Source organism: Enterobacter sp. TMH.L2, from assembly GCF_050847315.1.
In the GTDB taxonomy this organism is placed as follows: Bacteria; Pseudomonadota; Gammaproteobacteria; order Enterobacterales; family Enterobacteriaceae; genus Cedecea.
This window is the reverse complement of sequence record NZ_CP193791.1, coordinates 638,630-660,398: the sequence shown is the minus strand read 5'-3', so window position 1 is coordinate 660,398 and position 21,769 is coordinate 638,630. Positions and strand designations below refer to the sequence as shown.

Here is a 21,769-nt window from a genome sequence, read left to right as displayed (position 1 = left end):
CGACACAAACGAGACAGGTGCAGACCGAATGACAGGATGAGCCTGTATCACAGACTTACTCTTCAAAAATAACGGTATCTCCGCAGGCGACAGGATGCGTGTTCCTGAGCCACAGTTTTCCCCATCTTCCTGTGCAGTGGCAGCCCAGCAGTTGCTCAGGTGCGATCTCACGCAAAAAAGCTTTCAGCCTTATCAGCCTGAGCGGTGATGCTGCCCGCAGATGAAATCCCCCGATAAGGGCGTACACGCGTTTTTCCCCCGTAATGTTCATGCAGTGGCGAACGGTGTTCTCCAGCCCACGATGGCCACACCCGGTTATAATGACCAGCCCGCGTGATGAGCACCAGATAAGCACACCCTCATCAGACACATAATCAGGCGTGGCGTTCCTGTAATCGGTATAACCCCAAGGCTTCGGGCTTTCCACGGGGATTTCACCACTCCAGACAAAACGTCCTGCCACGACCCGCGGGATTTTACTGTACTCCACGTTAAGTCCGCGAAAACGCTCCACGACCGAAAGTTTCTTAAGAGGAATGACCTTTCCTGGAAGCCTGACGGCGGCATACCTTTCCTGTAAAATGCCGGGATGACAGATAATCCTCGTCCCGGGGGCAAGAGACGTTATTCCGCCGCAGTGATCGTAATGCCCGTGGGATAATACAACCGCGTCCAGGTCTGTCAGCGGCTCGTTGATCAGCCTGGCGTTGCGAACAACGGTTTCATCCGCACCGGAGTCAAACAGTATCCGGCTCTCTCCGTCGTCCAGAAGAATGGAGAGGCCTGCACGGGCCTGCATTCCTGCAGCCGCGTGCGGGGAAAGATGGTTTTCGACCAGAATGGTCATTTTGAGTGTCACAGCTTAGTTCTCCCTTCGAAGGTAATTACCCAATAATCCTGACAGCAGACCTGTTTCCTGGTCCAGAGCAGCATTCTTCTCACTGCAGCAGATAAAGACTTATCAGCATGCCAGTCCGCCATATCCTGCTCCCCGAAAGCAGCCAGATTTCTGCAGAGATAACGAAAATGAATGAGGCTGTCAGAACGATATCCACCCTGTTCAAAAAAAATAATTACCCGCCTTAAAACCTGCGCTTATATTCATTACAGAGTACATCCCGCTGCGTCACCTGTTTAAATAACACTGAAATGGAAAGGGATTAATGACTATAACGTCACTAAATAGTGATAGTGTACTCATGGAAAGACCTCACAGGACAAATAATGCAATTACGAAAAAGAGCGCTTGCTGCCGGAATTCTCGTACCCGCAATCCTGACTACACTGCTGTCGTCAGTCATGGCCTGGCGCCAGCTGAGCAGAGACACGGCCGTCACGGCAGACATACTGATGAGTCAGGTCGACCACGTAACACCCATTGCCCGCTGACCTGCTCCCCGTTGATTAATACACACCGATGTTAGTAATGTCTTCATAAGCCACATGAGGACATCCCCATGAAGAAGCGTTTTTCCGACGAATAGATCATCAGTATCCTCCGCGAGGCTGAAGCCGGGGTTTCTGCCCGTGAGCTCTGCCGTAAGCACGCCATTTCCGACGCCACCTTTTACACCTGGCGTAAAAAGTATGGCGGTATGGAGGTGCCCGAGGTTAAGCGCCTGAAGTCGCTTGAGGAAGAGAACGCCAGGCTCAAGAAGCTGCTTGCCGAAGCCATGCTGGATAAGGAGGCGCTTCAGGTGGCTCTGGGGCGAAAGTACTGACAACAGGTCAGAAGCGGGAAGCCGTGGTGTTGACGTTTGATGCGACCGGTCTGTCGCAACGTCGTGCCTGCCGGCTTACAGGTTTGTCCCTGTCGACCTGCCGTTATGATGATCAGCGTCCGGCTGCTGATGCACATTTATCTGGGCGTATTACCGAGCTGGCGCTTGAACGCAGACGTTTTGGTTATCGGCGCATCTGGCAGTTGCTGCGTAGGGAGGGCCTTCACGTCAATCACAAGCGGGTATACCGTATTTACTACCTTAATGGACTGAGCGTAAAACGCAGACGACGCCGTAGAGGGCTGGCGACCGAACGGTTTCCGCTTCTGCGCCCGGATGCACCGAATCTTACATGGTCGATGGATTTCGTTATGGATGCACTGGCCAACGGTCGAAGGATCAAGTGCCTGACCTGTGTGGATGATTTCACGAAGGAGTGTCTGACGATCACCGCTGCTTTCGGTATTTCAGGCGTTCAGGTCACGCGTATTCTGGACAGCATCGCGTTGTTTCGGGGATATCCGACGACAATAAGAACCGATCAGGGCCCGGAATTTACCTGCCGCGCGCTCGATCAATGGGCCTTTGAGCATAGTGTGGAACTCCGGCTTATCCAGGCAGGTAAGCCAACGCAGAACGGATTTATTGAGAGTTTTAACGGACGCTTTCGCGATGAGTGTCTGAATGAACACTGGTTCAGCGATATTCTTCATGCCCGGAAAACGATTAATGACTGGCGGCAGGATTATAACGAGTGCCGTCCCCATTCATCGCTGGATTACCAGACACCAGCTGAATTCGCAACGGACTGGCGAAACAGGAAATATGAAGAAAAACCAACCGACATTACTAACTGAAGGTTTTATCGAAACCAGGGGGCAGGTGACTACCATCACGTATAAAATTTACAAAAGAAAATACTCCCTGCTAAAAAATAAGAATTTGAATAGTATTGATTCAACTGGAATGCAATCTCTCTCTAGAGGATAATAAAATGATTAATAAAGAGAGTTATGAAAATTACTATCATGTATTCAAGCATGACTATAGAGGCTGCCACCATTGTAATAAGATTATTCACATCAATGACACAAGATGTAGGTGGTGTGGTTGTAAAAAAACAAATAAAATAACCCAGTATAAACCGTCATCCTTTGTGTCGTTCTTTCTGTACAGTTCATTCATATTCTTACTTGGTTGTTTTGATGCAAATAAAATAATATGCATTTTAATTATAGTGTTCGCATCAATTTTTTTTTCAAAAGTAAAAAATACAAGATGGTTGAAGAAAAATCCTTTTTGATCTGTAATTTTTTTAGAAAATACGATGCATAACGTTGAAGGTTATTATTGTAAATTTTAGAGGCGACATCACTCATTAACTTCACTCTTCATTTTCATGATTTTTGTAAAAAATCATTTATCTTTTTTTGTATTATGTATAAATAAAACAGTTGCTGCTTACTCCTAAGCCCTGATTTTTTTTTGATATTACCAATATGAGTTGACAAAGTTTTTTCCATGAAGGAATGTTGATTGCAAATATCTTTAACACTCTTCCCTTCACAAAGGCATTTAATAACTTCACTTTCAGTCCTGCTGTAACTTAAAATTTTATTTTTAAATTCTTGTTTAACAAGGAAATTACTAACTTTATCCTTCAAAAGCTCTGACAAAGTATTATTCCCTATGACAATTATTTTGTAATCGACAGGAATATATTCCTCTCTAAAAGTTGAAAGATCTGAAACAATAAAGAGTAATCTATTATTTTTTTTCGCATGAAATAATATTTCATACGCATTGCTATCCCTAAGCAAAAAAAAATCACTAATGACTACTGCTGATGGTTTACGAGAGATGAATTTTTTTATGATATCTCTTTCGTAACATGAGTAAATTTCACACACCTGTCCTTTTATGTTTTTTATAACTGCCTTGCCTGAATCACGATCAATACAGTCGCTTATAATAAACATCATACTTTATACCTCTCACATTAATTTATCTAATAGTGTAAAAGTCCTATCTTAAAATCCTAAAACCACTCTTGAAAATGTCAAATCTATTGCATAACTCAAGATCAGAACTAAATTAGTAATAGTAAATGAATCCATTATTTAGAATAATAAATAAAGCCATTTAAAATGTAAGGGAGAAAATTTAAAAAAAATATTTATCAGAAATTCTTAAAGGGATGAATAAAAAAAGGAGTAATAAATGTATACTGATTTTGCATGGGAATTTCTTAGAAGAAATGATAGCTATAGAGAGTGCTGGAATGAAATGCAGTTAAAAGTGGCTCAAGAAAAAAACTCAAAAGCAATAGTAAATAACGCTGCAGCATCATGGGGGTTGGTGAATTTTGTTGATCCATATACATCATCACCATTAGACGTTTTTTGGTGTCCTAAAGTTAGCAGAAGAACACTTTATGCAAAGGTTGCAGAGTGTGCTGAGCATGACATCTATGGCACTTCAAAAATAGACTTGAGATTAATTAATAAATCATTGGAAATAAAGGGTATTGGTGTCATTACAAAATATTATAATGAAAATGGTTATGTACAAATAATAACAGAGGATGCATTATCCAGTAATGAAAATTTTTTGTTCTTTTCATTAAACAAATCAAGCTTAGTTAATAACTTGCGACTTGTTAGTTTTTTATATGGAGAAAATTGCGCTTTAACAACAAAATCAATGAAAAATACACAAGAATATCTGTCATTCTATGACTTGTATAATAATGGATTAACTCAGAGAGAAATTGCTAAAATTAAGTTTAAGGATTTTTTTACCGATCAGAGTTGGGAGTGTTCAGATTGGTTACGCGCAAGGGTTCGTTACAAAATAAAAAAGGCTACAAGTTATATAAGAGGGCAATATCTTGATCTTGTTTAGAATTATTAAAACAAAGGCATTGTTGAAAAGATTGTGATAGTGAAGCCTCTGGTGTTGCTGAAGGACATTAAATTTCAAAGACTCGGCTCACCAGACGCATTTCGACCAGGGGATGGCCAAAGTAAAATGATTCAACCTGACCTTTGTGCAGTGACCCTGACCCCGAATATGCTCCAGTCATAATCAGGAATAACCGGCTTCATGTTGGTTGCATGTTCTGGCAACCGGCAGACTTTTCAGCAAATTCGGACGGGGTCATCCAGCCCAGCGCAGAATGAGGACGTCTCTGGTTATAGTATATGCGCCAGGCTTCGATTTTGCACCGGGCATCCTCCAGCGACATGAACCAGTTTTCGTTCAGGCACTCCTGCCGCAGCCTGCCGTTGAACGACTCCACGGTCGCATTGTCCGTGGGCGTTCCCGGTCGTGAGAAGTCGATGCGGATCCCTCTTTCGTACACCCATTTGTCCAGCATTTTCCCTGCAAATTAAGAGCCATTATCGGTTTTCAGCAATTGTGGGTGTTGTGGTTCACGCAGGCCGGGATGCAGGCCATCGCCCCCCGCGCCAGAAATAAACACCTTCAGCAGTGCCGCCGGCTTTATGAGCAAATCCGCAACCTGAGCCCGCAGCGTCAGGCAGCCCGGACGGGCGCTCAGCGCCAGCTTCTCCTTTATCTCCATCATTCATTCTCCTCATTCACCCCCGCGGGAGCGCGGGGGTGAATAAAAAATCATCATTAAAAATAAAAACCAAAGGTTAAAAACTAAAGACTAAATGCTAAAGACCCTGACGACACACGACGGCTACATCCCTGACTACCGCGGATTGTTTATCGTTATCCCGGTAGTTCACGTTCCCATTGCCGAGCGTAACCACGTAGTGCGCTGTGCTGTCATACTCATCTGATGTCCAGGAGAATGCTGAGCTGAACCCTTTACTATACGAAGACATGTCACCCCACTCATTCCACAGATGGCCTATCGCACTGCGTTTTGAAACGGTTCCTAGTTTGCTGGCGGTCATCTGTAGAACCGTTGGCATACTATACCCTGACTGCGATGAGCAGTACGTGTTTGCCTCAGCCCAGGTATTAGTTGTAGCTCCGCTATTTATGAACCAGCTCTTAAGCGTGAAGCTGTACTTAATGATTTTCCCCTGACCACTGGTCGGGGTGCCGGTGATGGTCACTTTACTGCCCGTCCCCGTGCCGGTGAACTTCACCACTCCACTGGCCACTGATACCCAGCTGGCGTCGGATTTCCATGTGTAGTCAGTCGCGCTCTTGCTGTCCTTCGGCACGATGGTGAACGTCGCCCCGGTAAAGCCGGTGGTCGGGAATGTCCCCTCTTCACTGGTCTGTGTAAAGGTGTAAGCATTGACATGCGTATTGATGGATGCGGGGGCCTCATCTCTCAGCGTAATGGCATACTTCTCAGACTTCGGCGGCGTGTCCCACCCGGCAAGCTTCAGCGATGCCTGATTGTCTGTGCTCATCGTCCCTGCCGTGTACGTCGCCGTGTAGGTTCCGTCGCTGTTGTCCTTCCAGCTGCTGTCCGTTTTAAGCGTTGCGTTCGGCACCGTCACCGTGGAGGTGGTCAGCAGGCCCGCATCGCCCGTCAGGGCCGTGCCGTTCCTGTCCTTCAGCGTCACCTTGATGGTGATGTCGTCGCCTGAGACGTAGGTGTCCTTGTCCCGCGCGATGAGGGACTGGCTCTGGTCCGGCGTGGTGGCCGTCAGCGTCACCGTTGCACTCAGACTGCCTATCGCGGTACCGTTGTACTCCGGCACCACGGTATATTGACCCGCCGTGGTCCCCTTCAGGGTAGCCGTGTAGGTACCCGCTGTGCTGCTCTCCGTGATGGCGCTTTCCGTGATGATACCGCTGGCCGGTGTCTGACCACCGCTGTCTTTTACCGTGAATGTCAGACTGTCCTTCAGCCCCGTCAGGGCGTTACCCTGCGCGTCCTTCGCAACCAGTGTCAGCGTAGAGGTGGCCGCGTTGTCAGCCGCAATGGTCTCCGGGCTCGCCGTGAACACCGACTGTCCCGCATCCGGCGTGGTGCTGCTGATGGTCACTCCGGCCGGGGAGAGCGTGACGCCACTTACCGACGGTGTTAACGTCACCGTCTCAACATCCGTGCCCGCCGTCACCGTCACGGTGTACACGCCCGCGGATTTTCGGGTCAGTGCCGATACCGTGGCGCTTTTCAGCGTGCTGTTTTTCAGGCTGATGTCCTTCACATCCATGTCCACCGCCTGGTTATTCCCGTCCCGCAGACTCAGGGTCAGAGCCTGCACACTCCTGCCGTCCGCAGCCAGCGAAGAGGTGGCGGGCGTGAACGTACTCTGCACCGCGCTGACCTGAGGCGCCTGCACCGTCACCTGAGTTTCAGCCTGATTTGAGCGGTTTCCTTTTCTGTCCACCGCCACACCCTGCACGGTATAGCTGTTGACGTCAGCCCGGTAAACCGGCATCACCACGGCCCAGTCCTCTCCGCTCTGCACGATTTTTCCTCCCGCGGCGATGAGTAATGAAGCCGACCAGTCAATGCGCTCCAGACCGTACTTGCTGTTGACGGATACCCCCAGAGACTTCTGCTCCCCGGTATGCCCCGTCACCAGATCGGCCGTCTTCAGGCGAATAACCTCTTTCTTGCGGTACTCCAGCACGATGTTGTTATTGCGCTCCACCAGGTCATATCTGCTACCGGCCAGGCTGCGCATGGCAGCCACCGCGTCCGGATTAATCTGGTGCTGCCAGGGCATACCCAGCTGGTAATTCATGTCCACGCCAAAGCGTGTTTCGGCGTTTGACCCGGCCCCCTGACGCTGCTCTGCACTGAACGTCAGCAGCGGCACCGGCGTATAGTTAATCCCCGCCGTAATGGCGTGCGGGTCACGCTGTCGACTGTCAATGCCGAACAGGGCGACTTCTTTGCCATAGTACTGCTCATAGGTCAGCTTGCCGCCGAGCTGCGGCAGCGCCGGAAGCCAGTACTGTGCCCTGACATCCCAGCCTCTGGCCGGACGCTCCTGGTAATCGGTCAGGTCAGGGGAATCCTTCCACCCGGTCAGGGGGATATATCCGTTAAAGCCCAGCTTCAGGAAGTCTCGCCAGTATTCAAGGCCGGCGCCGGCACGGGCGTGGTCCCGGGACAGGTCGTAATCGAGAAAGCTGTTGGCACCGAACATCCATGCATCATAGAAGCGCCGGACGCCGGCACCAAGATTAGCCTGAGTCCGGTCATCGGTGCGGTGAATGCTGCCCTGAGAAAAAACAAGCCTGTCCTTTTGTTCGTACAACGGGACAAGCAGGTCAAGTTGTGAGTTTTTCAGAGAGAAATTTTTATCCGCATCCAGCTGCACTCGGGCCGTACCGAAACGACTCAGCCACTGCTGAATTTCACCACTGGCAGCACCGCTCGCCATCCCGCGCGCCATGGACGCTGCCGCGTCGCTTCTGGTGCTGGCTGAGATGAAATTACCGGCCTGTGAGGCATAGCCGGCGACTTTCGTCTGCGCATCATCTTCCTTTTCCTTTTTGTCTGAAACCGCCCCTGACGGCGTATCATCCCAGCGAACTTCCGGGAGCGGAGCCACAGGAACGTCCAGCTCATCCCCCGCCTGCAGGTGGTCAAATCCGTGAGCGAAAGTGCGGAACTGGTTCAGTTTACGCAGTGAATCTACGGACATATTGTATTTTCTGGCAACGGACGAAACGCTCTCCCCTTCACCAAGGGTGTACACCCGGGTCTGCATTGCTGAAACTGCCTGCTCATGCAGAAAACGTCCGTCACTGCCGGCCGTGCCGGCGACCGCGGGCGTAAAAGCGACCGCCAGGGGAAAGGCTGCCTGTACGGCGATGTTTAGCCAGGCAAATAATCGCATTCTCAGCGACACGGGAACTAAGGATGATGTCTTCACAAATGACTCCATAAATTACGCCGGTTCTGTCCGGACGTCGGCTGTGTACAAATAAGTGAGTTCCAGAGAACGGGGGTTGTAAGTTGCAATGCCGTGATGCGTCAGCTGCCGTTTCTCTGAAGGCCACTCCACGGCGCGATACGGAGGCTTGCATCGGGAGGGGCTCCCCCCTTCCTTCTTGCATCCTCATGCCGCTTCAAATTTGTTTTCTATTTATTAACGCCCTCTAAGCCAAAAATGCCTGGTAATCCCTGGTTTCGTTCATTCACAAACTGTAGAAATGCCAGTTGCCGCATTCCGGTCTTCTCAAGAATTTTTTTTCGATGTGCGTAGAGTGTCTTTAAGGGTTTTCCGGTTATACGGGAAACCAGATGAATGCTCATCCCTGACAAAAAAAACGGCAGCATGTGACGTTCGGTGAGTGTCAGGTTAATATTTTTGATACGGGCAAATTTTCCCTGTGAGTATTGCCCTGACTGACGTAAAGCCAGGCGTAACGAGGTAATATCCTGTCGCTGACTAACGCAGAGGTATCTCTGATTTGCAAACGGACATAACCTGCCGCTCTGTTCGCAGGCCAGCCAGACCAGGATGGCATCTGGTCGAAGCGCATGAAGGGTATTCAGGGCCGACCACTCCCCCCGGAGCACAATCCGGCTGTCCACCGCGATGATGACCCGCCCGGCAGCCCTGACCTCCGGAGGCAGGTATGGCGAACTGAATCCGACACGGAGGGAGTCCATTTCAGGCAGCAGTGCAGCAAGCCCCGTGTATAACCAGTGGTTTTCAGTCAATACAATCAGCATCACGTCGTTTTTCATATCCCGCACCGCTTCATGTAAACGGACATTCCCTTGTGCGTGAGCTGCATTTTCTCTGATAGCTCCTGGTATACGCAGGCCGTGCATAGAATGGTGCAGGGGATATCTTTCATACTGACTGCCCGCATGAATAAGTGCAGAAGCCTGAATTCAAAAGGCGTGAGAAAACGGGTTTCGGAGTATTGGATATTTTTTTCTCCGTTGTCAGGTGCCTGCCTAATCTCACCGGCAACCCGCTCAGGCCTGCAGTCTGAGGGGAATATGGCATATACAGAGGTAAACTCGGTCAATAATAAGAGCGGCAATGGATATAGCGCCTGGCAGGGGATAACAATGCCCCTTTTTAAATTAAAAACCTGAGGACATATTAAAAATATATAAAATGGAAATTCATCAAGATTAACAAAGTAAAGATTTTCTCTGCCCGCTATCTCAGCAATAGCCATGAACCCCTTTCCAGAAAGAGGCTCATTTTCGGGCCAGCACGCGCACTTATCCATGTGATTTTCCTTCCCAGGATTAAAAACCAGGCTATTACTTACGAGCAAAAAAAGAACGGCTACAGATGAAAATAAACAATCTCAGTCAGACGCTATGGTGTTGTTTACACATAGAATTCTCGCGACAACAGTGTATTTTGATCATTATACACACAATCAAAGGATAGTCAAAAACGATCAATTATAACCACATGATAGCCTGTGACTATCAAAAGGTGGTAATCGATCGATGTCGCCTGTATTAATCAAGCATCAGTTTGAAAATATTAAGTGCGCGGGTGGGAATAAACAACAATAACCGAGAGGGAGATGTTCCAGGTAAACTCATATCACTGAAACCTGAATGAATTGCACAATTTTGTATTTATCACCTGCGTGAGCATCAGCCTGTTAACTTTAAAAAAATGGATATTTGAGCAACTTTGTATTTATGATGGTGTTTTATTCTTTGTGAACGCCAATGAGCCATATGAAAACAATATCACCCAGGCCATTTCAGTTATGGATGACCCTTGCCGGAGCAACGGTGATGCTCTGTATTATTCTTATATGCTCGGGTTTGTGGATGCAGTACCGCGCAATGACTGCTGGTGTGAGCGGTATACTCAGGCTTACTGATGAATACTATCAACCAGCATCCGCCACGCTTAGTCGGATTAGTGAAGCAGGTGCTCATGACTGCGAAACAATCCTGCCGTTGCTGACATCTCTGGCAACGCTAACACCTTACACCAGGAGCGCGGGGATCATTTCAGGCAAGACAATAATCTGTTCCTCCTTCAGCGGAAATAAATCCTGGCCTGTTAAAAGCATTTTTCCGGATGTGAGTGTGTCTGACGGGAATATGCCGGCAGTGGCCTCATCAATCTCGATGAACCCCGGCCACGGCGACTCTGTGATTGTCTATACCCGGATGCTGAAGGAAAATATTTACGCCTATACGGTACTGGACACCCGTTACATGCGGGAGCTGATTAAGGTGATGGCCGGTAATACCCACCTGAACTACGCACTACAGGCAGGGCACGGGCGGTCTGTCACCCTGGGGGGGCCCCGGGGTGACCACGAAGTTCTTACCTCGCTACAAATACAGGCAGGTGATATCAGGGTGTCGGCTTATTCGACCCTCCGTAGCTGGCTGTACTTCAGTACTGAAGGCATCCCGATAATTCTTCCTGCATTTCTTTTATTTTCATTCCTGTCAGGTACTTTCTGGAAACGATGGCATGCTGCTCGTATTTCCCCTGCATCCGTGATAAGCAGGGCAATAACAGAAGGAGAGTTTTTTGTCTGCTATCAGCCGGTCTGTGATATTTCAGGACACTGCCATGGTGCAGAAGCCCTGATGCGCTGGAGAAGAAATAACGGCAGATTGATCCCTCCGGACGTGTTCATTCCTGCGGCAGAATCAGAAAAAATGATGGGGCCCTTAACGCGTCACCTGATGAGGCTTATTGCTAATGATGTTAAAGAGTGGATCCCCACGGGAGAGTTTCATCTGAGCATAAATATTGCATCGGAGCACCTCGCCGGAGGAGAGTTTATAGGGGATATGAGGGCGTTTCGTGACAGTATTCCTTCTTCGTTATCCCTTGTGGCGGAGATTACCGAACGCACACTCATTGAAAATACAGAGAAAACTGTTACCCATCTGTCCCAGTTGCGTGAGGCAGGTATAAAGGTTGCTATAGATGATTTTGGAACCGGCTATTGTTCCTTGTCTATCCTGCAAATCCTGCCTGCAGACTTTCTCAAAATTGACAGATGTTTCACAGAAACGATCGATTCTGCCAACGGAGACACCCCAGTGCTTGATGCCATTATCACCCTCAGTAAAAGACTGAAACTTACCATGATTGCAGAGGGTATCAGCACCAGGAAGCAGGCCCTGTTTATGAGTAATAATCAGGTAATGCTACTGCAGGGATACCTGTTTTCACCGCCTCTGGATGCAGCTAATTTTAGGACGTGGTATCTCAGAAATGAATACAATATGAATATAACCCCGAAGATGTAATCAACGGACATGCCGCCATATCTCCACTGGAACATGGTCGTATAAAGTTCCGGTAATAAGCTCAGCCAGACGATGATCTGCGGCTCCCCAGAAAACGGCCAGTTCAGCATCACTGAGCTCGTAGTTTTTTTTATCTATGATTTTCTGCAGTGACTCTTTGTGGCGTAACTGTCGGAGAATATAAAGCCAGTCTTTCTTTGTCATCGTTCGTGCATATTGCATAGAATGTATGTCTCCCTACCTGGGAAATAGTTTAAAAACCTTTTTTACAACAAAGTTCGACTCCTGATTGCAGAATATATAGCTGCGATCCCCTCGGATTCACAACCAACAACGGGACAGCTTTCAGATAAAACCTTTATGACTTAAAATGCATTACCGACGGTGAAACATCTGCTGATATATAGTTAATCAACGAATACCCCTATTATTTTAATCGAGAATACCCTGGGCTGAGGATATATTCTATTTTTTTGTGCACAGAACGCATTAAATAATTGCTGCATTCACTTCCAGACTGCTTTTTGAAATAAATATTTTTGGCATAATATTTACGTTAAATGAAAGTAGAATGACGTGGATGACACCCATCATCCTGTTTATTCTTTAAAATAGCTCACTCATACCTTGCAAAACTTAGTTGCAACTGACCAGAATATACATGTTATAAAAGAAAATGATTGTCTTGATGCAACTGACTTTCAGTCTTAAACAAAGATGAATATAAACGTTCTGTGGCAATGTTGACTCTTTCACCATCAGAGACGATGTATCTCATCAGACTGGTCTTCCACGCACCACTTTCAGAGCCGGTACGTTCAGTCCAGCAATTACGCTAAGGTATACAACTTGACCATCTTACAGTGTACTTCCAAAAGGTGCGGAAAGCTGTAACTGCCTGAGCCTCTGCGGACACAGGCTGGCAAGATAACAAGCGTACTACATAAGCATTGTTCTTATCCCGCGCGGTATTAGCGTATTTATTGCCTCTACTGCCAATTTTGCAGATATAGTCGATAAATTGTTGTCACAGCGCGTAACTCGTCTGTGAAGAAACGCCCGACGACTATTCTGTCTCAGGACTTCTGAGACCGCTTATGCGGTGACTGAAAGAGTGAAGTGACAGATTTCACTTCACTCATGATTCAGCCCTTCCCACCCTGGAATGAGGGATACAGCGTCATCCCGCCATCCACAAAAATGGTCTGCCCGGTAATATAGGCTGATTGGTCTGAAGCCAGCCAGGCGGCAACATTTGCAACAACCTCTGGCTCAGCGACATACTTCATTGGAATAAGCGTTTCCAGCTCCACACGTAACGTCTCATCGCTCATTTTATCCTGATTCATGGGCGTGTTTATAGCACCCGGCCCAATAGCGTTAACCCGGATGCCCTTTGCAGCATATTCCAGCGCGAGGGATTGAGTCAGCATACGTACTCCCCCTTTGCTGGCAGAATAGCTGGCGAAAGTCGGCCAGGGAATGATCTCGTGAACAGATGACACATTTATAATATTGCCTTTAATGTCGTTTTCTAAAAAGTAGTTAAGCGCAGATCTCCCGGTGAGAAAAAAACTGGTAAGATTGACGTCAATGATCCTGCGCCAGTCATCAAGGCTTATTCTGTGCGTCGGGTTTTGAGTTTCAATCCCGGCGTTATTAATCAGCAAATCCAGTTTTCCGAAATGATCTATCGCAGCCGTAACGAAGTCATGGGCAGTATTTTCATCACTGATATCACCGCCAAATATGGTCGTTTTTCCCGACTTAAGGCCGTTCAGTTTATCAGCCAGCGCCTGCGCTTCTTCTTTGTCTGAATGATAATTGATGACGACATTCATGCCTTCTTCAACTAAGCGGGTAACAATTGCAGCCCCTATTCCTCTGGAGGAGCCTGTTACTGCAGCCACTTTTCCCTGAAGATCTGTAAACATACATAACCCCCTGATTCATTTTTAGCCTGAATGAAACATCACCGTTTCAGCATCTGTCTCTGTTATTCAGGGGCCGGGAACGTAATGCTGGGTATGATCCGGCAACAATGTACGTTTTTGACCGCCAGAATAACGATTTTCTCTTCAATTTATGCTATCTGTAATCCAATGAATACCCTGAAAAATTAGCAACAGATCTTTATATACGCAAGCTCGTGGCCGTGCCGGGTTAAGTCCCGGTGTAAGTACACCCGTTTTAGTTCCACGCACTTTTTGAGGTTTCTGGGTTTTTGACCCTGGCCCAAAATCAATGCAGTGCTAAATCAGAGATCTTCGTCTTTTTGTAGGCTCCGGATAAATTCAGCCGGGGTCATGTCATTTAATGATGAATGCGTTCTCCCATGATTATATTCCCTGCGCCAGCTGTCGAGTTTATTCTGCGCATCTTCCAGTGAGAGGAACCAGTGAATGTTCAGGCATTATCCCGCAGACTACCGTTAAATGATTCAATAAACGGGTTATCTGTCGGCTTTCCTGGACGAGAGAAGTCCATTGTCACCCCATTTTCATACGCCCATTTATCCAGGCTCTTCGAGATAAACTCGCTGCCGTTATCTGTCTGAATACGCACAGGCTGGCGTTTACTCAGTAAGCGTAATGCTTCCATCACAGCGACCACATCCTCGCCCTTCAGCGACTTTCCTGCGTGGATCGCCAGACACTCACGACTAAAATTATCCACTACAGTTAACACCCGAAAACGCCGTCCGTTAAACAGATTATCCGACACGAAATCCATACTCCAGCACTAATCGACACCGGTCAGGAAGGGGCGCTGTTGGCGATGCGCTGCACTGACATGCCTGCGCGGACGCTTTCTCCGCAGGTTCAGTCCTTCCAGACAATAGATTCTGTGTGTTTTCTTGTGGTTAACAGGCCAGCCTTCCCGTCGCAACTGAATATGAATACGCGGGCAGCCGTAGCGGATCCGGGTTTCCGCTATTTCCCTGATGCGAAGGGTAATCGCTCGATCATCCCGCCGACTCTGCCAGTGGTAAACGGTTCTGCTCTGCATCAGCAGTCCACATCCCCGCCGGACACTGATACGGTAAGCTTCCCGCAGGAAATGTACCGCCTGACGCTTCTGAGCCGGCCTCAGAACTTTTGCTTCAGTACCTCCTGCAGCATCTCTTTGTCCAGACTCAGGTCAGCGACAAGCTTTTTCAACCGCTGATTTTCATCCTCCAGCTGCCGCAAACGACGCAGTTCTGTCAGGCCCAGACCAGCGAATTTCTTCTTCCAGTTATAAAAAGTGGCTTCAGAAATGCCCATTTTTCTGCAGACTTCCCCGATGCAAGTACCGGTTTCGGCCTGTTTCAGCGCAAAGGCTATCTGTTCTTCGGTATAACGGGTCTTTTTCATGGCGGTGTGCCTCTCTTTGAGATGGAAGAAAGACCGGAGACTTCAGTTTAGCCTGGCACTGTTTTCAGGGGGAAGGTCATTCGCGTTAAAGAAAAAGGTAGAGCGCAACCTTGTCTCCAGCCCTGCACCAGTCTACCTGCAAGTGCCGATCAGAGAGTTCGTTTTAGCCGTATTCGATTGGCACAACGGTACTTTTATCTGCAACTACATCCATCAGCTAAGCTCTCCACCCACCATGGAAAGATGATTAAAAGGCGACCAGCATCCAAATTATAACCCTTTATATACTCTCTCTACTTGAGAGCTAATGCCTATTATACCGTCCACTAAGAAATTTTATGGTTTACTAGTCACCCTTGCAATAACGCTTATCATTTAAACACGTCCATAGCTAAAGTTATTTGTAATAATGTAAGTAAATCTGCTCAGCATAGCGAACCTTGTAATAGAAATCCATTTATTGCAATAGCTCGTCGTATTTAACGTACGCTCTAGTTAGTTAAATTAGACTGGGTAGATGGTGTATATATAACAGTGAGTTTCCCACTATATATTCCTGCTGACTTATCGGCAAAGCGGAATTGCGGTGTTGTAAATGTTAATGGTGCTGGCACGCATAAAGAAACACCCGAAACACCGGGAATAACAACTTGTCTCTGAATTTTTCTTTCATTCGTATTTTTCCATAAAACCTCCGCTCCATTACTTATAATCTGTGACTGTCCGGATGTAGGGTTTAATACGCTAAGCTGGTAATCAACTCTGTTTTCAGCCTGACTTTTGTCAGCGCCATTTCGATAAACAGAAAAAAATCCAGGCTGCCTTCCTGGAGCACTCGCTCTCTCGTCGCTGAATATCATATTAACCTGAGAGCTTGTCGAGTTTTTCCCATCATATAGACACATATCTAATACAGACTTACCGCTCATACTTTGTGTATTCTTAGTGCCAGTGCGATTGGATAAATTAAGATTTACCTGGGGGGTTGAATAAGGGAATGTTGGGAAATAAACTTGCTGACTTTTAAGGTCTGTCACTGTCAATGATATATCCGCACTCCAAACACCCAATATTCCATATCCATTGTCCCATAAACGTAAATTTTGCTTCAACGTAGCGGTCCAGGTGCCTGGAGATGAGAGTTTGGCAAGCTCACTTTGCGGAATGCTGTAAGTGAAATCACTGGTCACGATTAAAGCATTATCGCAGCCAGTAGTCATTGAAGCAGGGGTGTTTTTGGATTGTCCTGCACAACCTCCAGAAATAACATTCCATTGTTTTATAGGCGTAATATTTAAATCAACTTTAGTTGAACTTCCTTTAAGAGAAAAAGACAGTCTTACGTAAAGTCTGTTGTCTGTTGAGTTGTACCACCACGAAGACGTAGTCGCACAAGCTCCATATGTGGTGTCTGTAGCATTAAGGCAGGTTAGTGTATTTCTTCCCCATTTTTGTCCATTAGTATCATCCTGACCGCCTGATAAAGCATTCCAGATAATTAAAGAAGCAGGTAGTGAGTTTTTATCAAATTCAGCTGTAAGATTTGTAGTTCTGTTCATCGGTGGCTCGTAAATAGCTTTACAAGAGAATGAAACAATGGATAAAAATGAGATTAAGTATAGTAAAACATTTTTAAAATACATATTTACGCCTTAATTATTCATAGCGGTATTTTTCGTATGATCACTTAACCCTGCAGTCATCAGAACAACCTGCTTTTGTTCTGCCGCAGGCAGCCTTGCAAGATCTGTACGCTGGCACCTCGTTTCCCCGACATAACGAATAACATCTCTCATCATGCTGACCTTCATCCCACACTGCCAGTAGGATTCGTTTTTCACAACGTACAACTTTTCCACCTTTCTCGTCGTCTGAAGGGTAAAACTTCCGTTACCCAGAGGCGTCCATGCCATCACATTAAGCGGGATGACCCCTTCAAGTGGGTGGCGGTTGTTATCCAGCAACTGGCCAAGCCACGTGTAGCGCGTTTGCACGCTCACAGCCCGGTTAAAGACCTTTCCTGGAGTCATGAAGACTTTTCTTGCTCCGGTACCCCGGCTTATCTCACTGCTTATTCCCTCAGGGGAGGCAACGGACTCCGTGACGTCAAACTGGTTTTCCCTGTAACCCGGCACAGTAAAAAGCGCCCTGCTGTTGCCTCTCACCTCACTCCTTCCACCGGTGTCCACAGAGACATTTACCCGCGATACTTCTGGGGTGTCTTGCTGTTCAACACCCACAGTTATTGCTGAAGAAGGCGTTCCATCTCCCCAGCGGCCAGCGGCCAGCCCATCCCGATCCAGGATGAGGGAGGAGCTGTAATTACCGCTACCGTTGAGCAGATGTTCCCCACTTGTCCGGTCCCAGGCGTCACTGACGGTCAGGGACCCCGCGCCGTACTGCCCCCCCATACGGCCATAAGCTGAAGCGGTCAGCGTGCCCGTATTCACGCCGTTAAGCGACACACCTGTTTCGTTTTCCCCCGTCTCATCGCTGTACTGACTGGCAGCAATGTTATAACCCAGCCCGTCATTACCCCGCTTACTGGTCTGCCAGTTTGCTCCGCCAGAAAATGTACTTCGCTTTCCGTCCACGCCATTCCTGCTTGCAGAGAACGAAAGCGTAATAAACATGCCTTTATCCGGAGCATTAAATGCGCTGTCATTTCGAAAAAAGGCATTGATGCCTGATGTGATATTAATCTCATTGAGATTAATCGTGCGCGTGAGGCCCGCCTGCCATGTCCGGCTTTCAGAGTGAGTCTGATAAATTCTTTCCCAGGGAACAGCCGTCCGGTCACGCGGGTCAAAATCAGCTATATCCCGGCGATAGACATACCGCCCCCGGTTACTGTTGCGGGCAAATCCGAGTGTGGCATACCACTTATCCAGCGGGACAGAAAACATCACGCTACTACTCTTGTAGCAACCGTTTATGCTGTAGCGATGAAGTCCCTGACTGTTACACTCCGGGGCCGTCATTGCACTACGATAAAAACTGAGCGAAAAACCATCGCTGTAATTTGCCTGCTGAATATTACCTCTTGAGCCTTCGCTTCCGTGCAGATAGCTGACTCTCGACGTCAGAAGCCCGTCAAGCCATCCGGAATCAAAACCGTGCGCCCAGTCCAGCGCACTTTCCCAGAAACGCGCAGTATTGAAAAAAGCTGAACCAGTGGTCAGAGCGAGGTTATTGCTCACCGGCAGCCTCAGCCCGGCCTGAACGACCTGCCTGTCGGTGCGCTCACTGAAGATCCCGTCCGCGTCCGGTACTCCCGCCTGAATAAACCATTGTAACGTGCGGGATGAAAGTTCTCCCAGCCCGGTGTAAGGGACTGTTTCTGTTCTTACCAGCTGGTTATCCTCAAAAATCCGTAAAGTAAGCGTGTAACTTCCCTGAGGGAATGCCCGGGAGTCCAGAATCTGTGCACCGGCTTTTAAATAAAATGAAGCCAGTAGCTGTCCTTCCCGATAAGCATCGACTCTCGCATCACGTGAGAGAAACAGATTGACAGGCGTGCCGGTTGAGACCTTATCCATGTTTATCCATGCAAGCGTCGAGCCCGTCCTGACGCCACGAATTTTACCCAGGGGTAACTGACTGAGATTGATATTCCCCCCGGTATTGCTGAATATGTCCCGGGCGTCCATGACACCTGCCTGCACATAAATCCGCTTTAAAAAATCCTGCCTGATGTAAGCATTATTGACGGATACATCATGCGTGCTTTGATTGCCTGAACGTTGCCCCTGAAGATTCCAGTCAAGGTTGAGATAACCCCCGTCGCTAACGCCCAACGTACCGTTACCCTGAAGCGACACAGACTGATAACGCCTGTCCGCAACGAAATTGACATTTTGTTGATGAATGAGCGCATTACGGCTTTCTGCGCTTACGTCGTAATAAATATTGTCCTGCTTTTTAGCTGGCAAATAATCCCGGGCAATAAAAAGATTTATCCTGCCATTATTTTCATCATAGATAACGTCAACCGTCTGAGTGTCCAGAAAATCGCATCCGGGCTGGTTACCGCCCGTACTGCAGGAGAGCTGGCTGTTGCGGCGAAACGGTTTATCCAGAGACTTATGCAGCATGATGCTGAGCCGAGGGTTGTCCGGATATGCCCTCAGGATGGAAGATATCAACGCGTCCGGTTGTATGAACTGGATGCTTTCAAGATCCACCCAGCTCTTGAAAACCCCCAGCGATTGTCCGTACAGTGAGACTTCCGTGAGAATAGTCTGACCCCGGGCCAGCTCTTCAAATCCCCTGGGTACGCGCAATGATGCATTACTCGTCAGAGAGACTGAATACGCGCTTATCATTACGGCCAGAAACGTGAATCGTATATTCATCCATGAAGTCCTGTCTAATGACAGGGTTTCCCCTGTCATTATTCTTATCTCTGTCAGCCGCCCGCTGCTGCAGTGGCCTGGGTCACGACAAGACTTACAATGCCGGTATAGGTCCCTGCTGCAGAAACTGCGCCTGGCGTGGTCTGTGAAATAACCAACGGCATGGTCGACGAGCCATTCGTAATCCCGCTTGGGAATGTGGTGGCGTAAGCAAGGCTTGTCGCCGTCGTGGAGAGGGCGGTGCCATTGACGGACACACTTAGCGGAATAGGGTTAGCGCCATTCGCATCCGTGAGCGACGGTGTATTTGCCAGGCTGACGTTTAGCGCACGGTCCGCAGTATTGGACCAGAACTTGATGTTCTCTTTATGGGCGGCAAGACCTTTGCCTGGCAGGTACTGCATGGCGATAGATGACGGCAGAGGTGATCCATCAGCAAGTGTGACATCGACCGTAGGGTCGATATTTGCCGTGACAGTAATATCACGCTGGACAGCATTCACACTGAAGGTAGTGACAAGCACGCTGACAAATGAAATAACTTTAATCTGAGTTTTCATCGAACATTCCTTATATTGTTGTTCCCTGGTGTCGGGGACGGAGTAATAGTCTCTTTATAGAGACAAAGAGATTTCTTCGGTTTTTTCTGTTATCCAGTTTACGTATTTAATACGATACTTTTTATCGCGTGAGAATGTGATCCCCGCCAGGCGGGCCTCTGTATCCGGATATATGGTTGCAGACACTTTTATCCACTGACACTGGCCAGACTGGTCACAAACCCCCACTTCTTTTACCGGGATACGGATTGTGCCATTATTTAACACCTTGCCACTACCATCGATAAATAAAAGGCTTGCCTGAACTTTTTCAGGCGCGACGTGAATAAGTGCGCCCCAAACAACATTAACGCCGATACTTGCGGTTGCTGTCGATTTTTTTAAATCGCCTTGCTGCACAATAAAGTTATCTTCATTTACGCTTTCAAAATAAGCACGCCACGTTGTTTCCTTTTCTGGAGGCATGACAGAAACAAGTCTGACCACTCGCTCACTTGCAGGAGAGAGCGCAATCTTTTGCGGCGTAATAATCAGTCCGGCAACACTAAACGCATCACTAGTTTTCTCCTTCTCCTGCGCTGTCCCGGGTTGAAATATCTGCTTGAGACTGACTTTAATAAACTGAACATCATTGTCCTGGGAGATGACTTTTATCTGGCTGGCTCCTTTAAGACCTACAGATACCTCCATGGGATAAACGTACATTGCACCTGAGGTTGGATTTATCTGCATGAAAAATGCGGATACTGCGAGTAACGTCAGCCTGAAAACTCTTAATTCCATTTACTTACCTACCAATCAATAGGTTACGTTAATAAATTTTTCTTTTCCTGGTGGATATTAAGAGACAATCTGATCGATATCAAGTATTTTGATCGTAAATAACGATCAAAATCCAATACATGATAGTCAATACCTATCATACTACCGGATTTTGATCGATCGTTGCTAAAAATATGAACAGGTTAGACCAGATTTCATCCGAACATTAAGCATACAAGGATCAGGCAATGACTTTGACCGTTTACCCAGCTAGGGACCGTTTTTTTTCTGAAGGTTTAGCTCATTTGTTTTCAGGAAAAACACCAGAAGAAGAAATAATGGTATTGAATCTTGCGAAGTGGTCTCTCAAAGAAATCGTTCTTTCAAACTGGGCGGAGATGAGACGGATGCAGCCATCATTTATTATTACGGAACATAGCTTACTCCCCGTCGCAGATTATTTAAAATCTGCTAATGGAAACTCCTTTGTATTAAACTCCGGTCAGTTAATACTTCCTGAGTTATGTTCCGAAGGTTTAATGACAGAGAGGCTCACCTCACTGAGCAGAAAAAGAAGCGGACGCCTGACGGCTACCGAGTACAGAACACTGAAATGTTTTTTTAACCTGATGACGGTGGACGAGGAAGCATGGAGATATAAGGTGTCAAACAAAACCATCTATGGAATGCGTTCACGGGTTGCTGCAAAACTAGGCATCAAAACCTTAAATGAGATCCTCATGTGGTAGAATTTGAGCGGCATCATTTCACTAGATGAGTGGTAGCAAAAGTGGCATCTCCTGTTTCAAGACTGCCTGCAAACCAAATTTATATTGCGGCAATCTCT

15 protein-coding genes and 3 pseudogenes are annotated in these 21,769 nt (G+C 47.4%); 4 read left to right on the top strand and 14 right to left on the bottom strand.

The window, feature by feature from the left end:
- Nucleotides 1–55 precede the first annotated feature (55 nt).
- Nucleotides 56–859 carry an MBL fold metallo-hydrolase gene (locus ACREYP_RS03245; protein WP_008460143.1) on the bottom strand — a complete coding sequence of 268 codons (804 nt, stop codon included), beginning with the start codon at nt 857–859 and terminating at the stop codon, nt 56–58.
- Between the two features lie 625 nt (nt 860–1,484).
- Between ACREYP_RS03245 and ACREYP_RS03240 the strand changes: the two genes are divergently transcribed.
- Nucleotides 1,485–2,578 (top strand): IS3 family transposase gene (locus tag ACREYP_RS03240; RefSeq protein WP_336714332.1). Its coding sequence is split into 2 segments (ribosomal slippage): nt 1,485–1,716 and nt 1,716–2,578, totalling 1,095 coding nucleotides; the frame shifts between segments, so codons are not numbered across the junction.
- 540 nt (nt 2,579–3,118) lie between these two features.
- Here the strand turns inward: ACREYP_RS03240 and ACREYP_RS03235 are convergent.
- Entirely contained in the window at nt 3,119–3,703 is a 585-nt protein-coding gene (locus ACREYP_RS03235; RefSeq protein ID WP_008458777.1) for a LuxR C-terminal-related transcriptional regulator, read from the bottom strand.
- Nucleotides 3,704–3,941: 238 nt separating this feature from the next.
- On the opposite strand from ACREYP_RS03235, the gene ACREYP_RS03230 reads away from it, so the two are divergent.
- Nucleotides 3,942–4,625, top strand: coding sequence for a transcriptional regulator domain-containing protein (locus ACREYP_RS03230; protein ID WP_008458776.1), 684 nt, complete (start codon nt 3,942–3,944; stop codon nt 4,623–4,625).
- 67 nt (nt 4,626–4,692) lie between these two features.
- On the opposite strand, the pseudogene ACREYP_RS03225 reads toward ACREYP_RS03230, so the two are convergent.
- The 5 genes and pseudogenes from ACREYP_RS03225 to ACREYP_RS03205 form a co-directional block, all read right to left on the bottom strand.
- A pseudogene (locus tag ACREYP_RS03225) lies at nt 4,693–4,779 on the bottom strand (IS6 family transposase); the annotation flags it as partial.
- Between the two features lie 45 nt (nt 4,780–4,824).
- A pseudogene (locus tag ACREYP_RS03220) lies at nt 4,825–5,145 on the bottom strand (integrase core domain-containing protein); the annotation flags it as partial.
- Nucleotides 5,146–5,404: 259 nt separating this feature from the next.
- Complete coding sequence (locus ACREYP_RS03215; protein WP_336819889.1) at nt 5,405–8,551, bottom strand: inverse autotransporter beta domain-containing protein; 3,147 nt, start codon at nt 8,549–8,551, stop codon at nt 5,405–5,407.
- Between the two features lie 209 nt (nt 8,552–8,760).
- Nucleotides 8,761–9,372 carry a transcriptional regulator gene (locus ACREYP_RS03210; protein ID WP_166996013.1) on the bottom strand — a complete coding sequence of 204 codons (612 nt, stop codon included), beginning with the start codon at nt 9,370–9,372 and terminating at the stop codon, nt 8,761–8,763.
- Nucleotides 9,369–9,872: a hypothetical protein gene (locus ACREYP_RS03205; protein ID WP_008458550.1), complete on the bottom strand. Its 504-nt coding sequence runs from the start codon at nt 9,870–9,872 to the stop codon at nt 9,369–9,371. Before ACREYP_RS03205 ends, ACREYP_RS03210 begins: the two co-directional genes overlap by 4 nt.
- 469 nt (nt 9,873–10,341) lie before the next feature.
- Here ACREYP_RS03205 and ACREYP_RS03200 point away from each other — a divergent pair, with 469 nt between their 5' ends.
- Complete coding sequence (locus ACREYP_RS03200) at nt 10,342–11,889, top strand: EAL domain-containing protein (protein ID WP_498881095.1); 1,548 nt, start codon at nt 10,342–10,344, stop codon at nt 11,887–11,889.
- On the opposite strand, the gene ACREYP_RS03195 is transcribed toward ACREYP_RS03200, so the two are convergent.
- The 7 genes and pseudogenes from ACREYP_RS03195 to ACREYP_RS03165 all read right to left on the bottom strand — a co-directional run bounded on the left by ACREYP_RS03195 (nt 11,890) and on the right by ACREYP_RS03165 (nt 20,943).
- Nucleotides 11,890–12,093, bottom strand: coding sequence for an Hha/YmoA family nucleoid-associated regulatory protein (locus tag ACREYP_RS03195; protein ID WP_336819899.1), 204 nt, complete (start codon nt 12,091–12,093; stop codon nt 11,890–11,892).
- Between the two features lie 941 nt (nt 12,094–13,034).
- Nucleotides 13,035–13,823 (bottom strand): glucose 1-dehydrogenase, encoded by a 789-nt coding sequence (locus ACREYP_RS03190; protein ID WP_008460557.1) that lies wholly within the window; start codon nt 13,821–13,823, stop codon nt 13,035–13,037.
- A 323-nt stretch (nt 13,824–14,146) separates the two neighbouring features.
- Nucleotides 14,147–15,245 (bottom strand): annotated as a pseudogene (locus tag ACREYP_RS03185) (IS3 family transposase).
- A gap of 491 nt (nt 15,246–15,736) precedes the next feature.
- Nucleotides 15,737–16,888, bottom strand: coding sequence for a CblD like pilus biogenesis initiator family protein (locus tag ACREYP_RS03180; protein WP_008460563.1), 1,152 nt, complete (start codon nt 16,886–16,888; stop codon nt 15,737–15,739).
- 9 nt (nt 16,889–16,897) lie between these two features.
- Nucleotides 16,898–19,600 (bottom strand): TcfC E-set like domain-containing protein, encoded by a 2,703-nt coding sequence (locus ACREYP_RS03175; RefSeq protein ID WP_166996007.1) that lies wholly within the window; start codon nt 19,598–19,600, stop codon nt 16,898–16,900.
- A 53-nt stretch (nt 19,601–19,653) separates the two neighbouring features.
- A complete protein-coding gene (locus tag ACREYP_RS03170) occupies nt 19,654–20,160 on the bottom strand; it encodes a CS1 type fimbrial major subunit (protein ID WP_008460565.1) in 507 nt (168 codons plus the stop codon).
- A 54-nt stretch (nt 20,161–20,214) separates the two neighbouring features.
- The gene (locus tag ACREYP_RS03165) at nt 20,215–20,943 is read right to left on the bottom strand and encodes a fimbrial protein (RefSeq protein ID WP_008460566.1); all 729 of its coding nucleotides are present in this window, start codon (nt 20,941–20,943) and stop codon (nt 20,215–20,217) included.
- Nucleotides 20,944–21,170: 227 nt separating this feature from the next.
- On the opposite strand from ACREYP_RS03165, the gene ACREYP_RS03160 reads away from it, so the two are divergent.
- Nucleotides 21,171–21,671, top strand: coding sequence for a hypothetical protein (locus ACREYP_RS03160; RefSeq protein WP_008460567.1), 501 nt, complete (start codon nt 21,171–21,173; stop codon nt 21,669–21,671).
- The last annotated feature ends 98 nt before the right edge of the window (nt 21,672–21,769 follow it).

Bases quoted from the DNA above. Each gene is read 5' to 3' on its own strand.
- ACREYP_RS03235 (WP_008458777.1), bottom strand. From the start codon at position 3,703: ATGATGTTTATTATAAGCGACTGTATTGATCGTGATTCAGGCAAGGCA.
- ACREYP_RS03230 (WP_008458776.1), top strand. From the start codon at position 3,942: ATGTATACTGATTTTGCATGGGAATTTCTTAGAAGAAATGATAGCTAT.
- ACREYP_RS03210 (WP_166996013.1), bottom strand. From the start codon at position 9,372: ATGAAAAACGACGTGATGCTGATTGTATTGACTGAAAACCACTGGTTA.
- ACREYP_RS03205 (WP_008458550.1), bottom strand. From the start codon at position 9,872: ATGGATAAGTGCGCGTGCTGGCCCGAAAATGAGCCTCTTTCTGGAAAG.
- ACREYP_RS03200 (WP_498881095.1), top strand. From the start codon at position 10,342: ATGAAAACAATATCACCCAGGCCATTTCAGTTATGGATGACCCTTGCC.
- ACREYP_RS03195 (WP_336819899.1), bottom strand. From the start codon at position 12,093: ATGACAAAGAAAGACTGGCTTTATATTCTCCGACAGTTACGCCACAAA.
- ACREYP_RS03190 (WP_008460557.1), bottom strand. From the start codon at position 13,823: ATGTTTACAGATCTTCAGGGAAAAGTGGCTGCAGTAACAGGCTCCTCC.
- ACREYP_RS03180 (WP_008460563.1), bottom strand. From the start codon at position 16,888: ATGTATTTTAAAAATGTTTTACTATACTTAATCTCATTTTTATCCATT.
- ACREYP_RS03175 (WP_166996007.1), bottom strand. From the start codon at position 19,600: ATGAATATACGATTCACGTTTCTGGCCGTAATGATAAGCGCGTATTCA.
- ACREYP_RS03170 (WP_008460565.1), bottom strand. From the start codon at position 20,160: ATGAAAACTCAGATTAAAGTTATTTCATTTGTCAGCGTGCTTGTCACT.
- ACREYP_RS03165 (WP_008460566.1), bottom strand. From the start codon at position 20,943: ATGGAATTAAGAGTTTTCAGGCTGACGTTACTCGCAGTATCCGCATTT.
- ACREYP_RS03160 (WP_008460567.1), top strand. From the start codon at position 21,171: ATGACTTTGACCGTTTACCCAGCTAGGGACCGTTTTTTTTCTGAAGGT.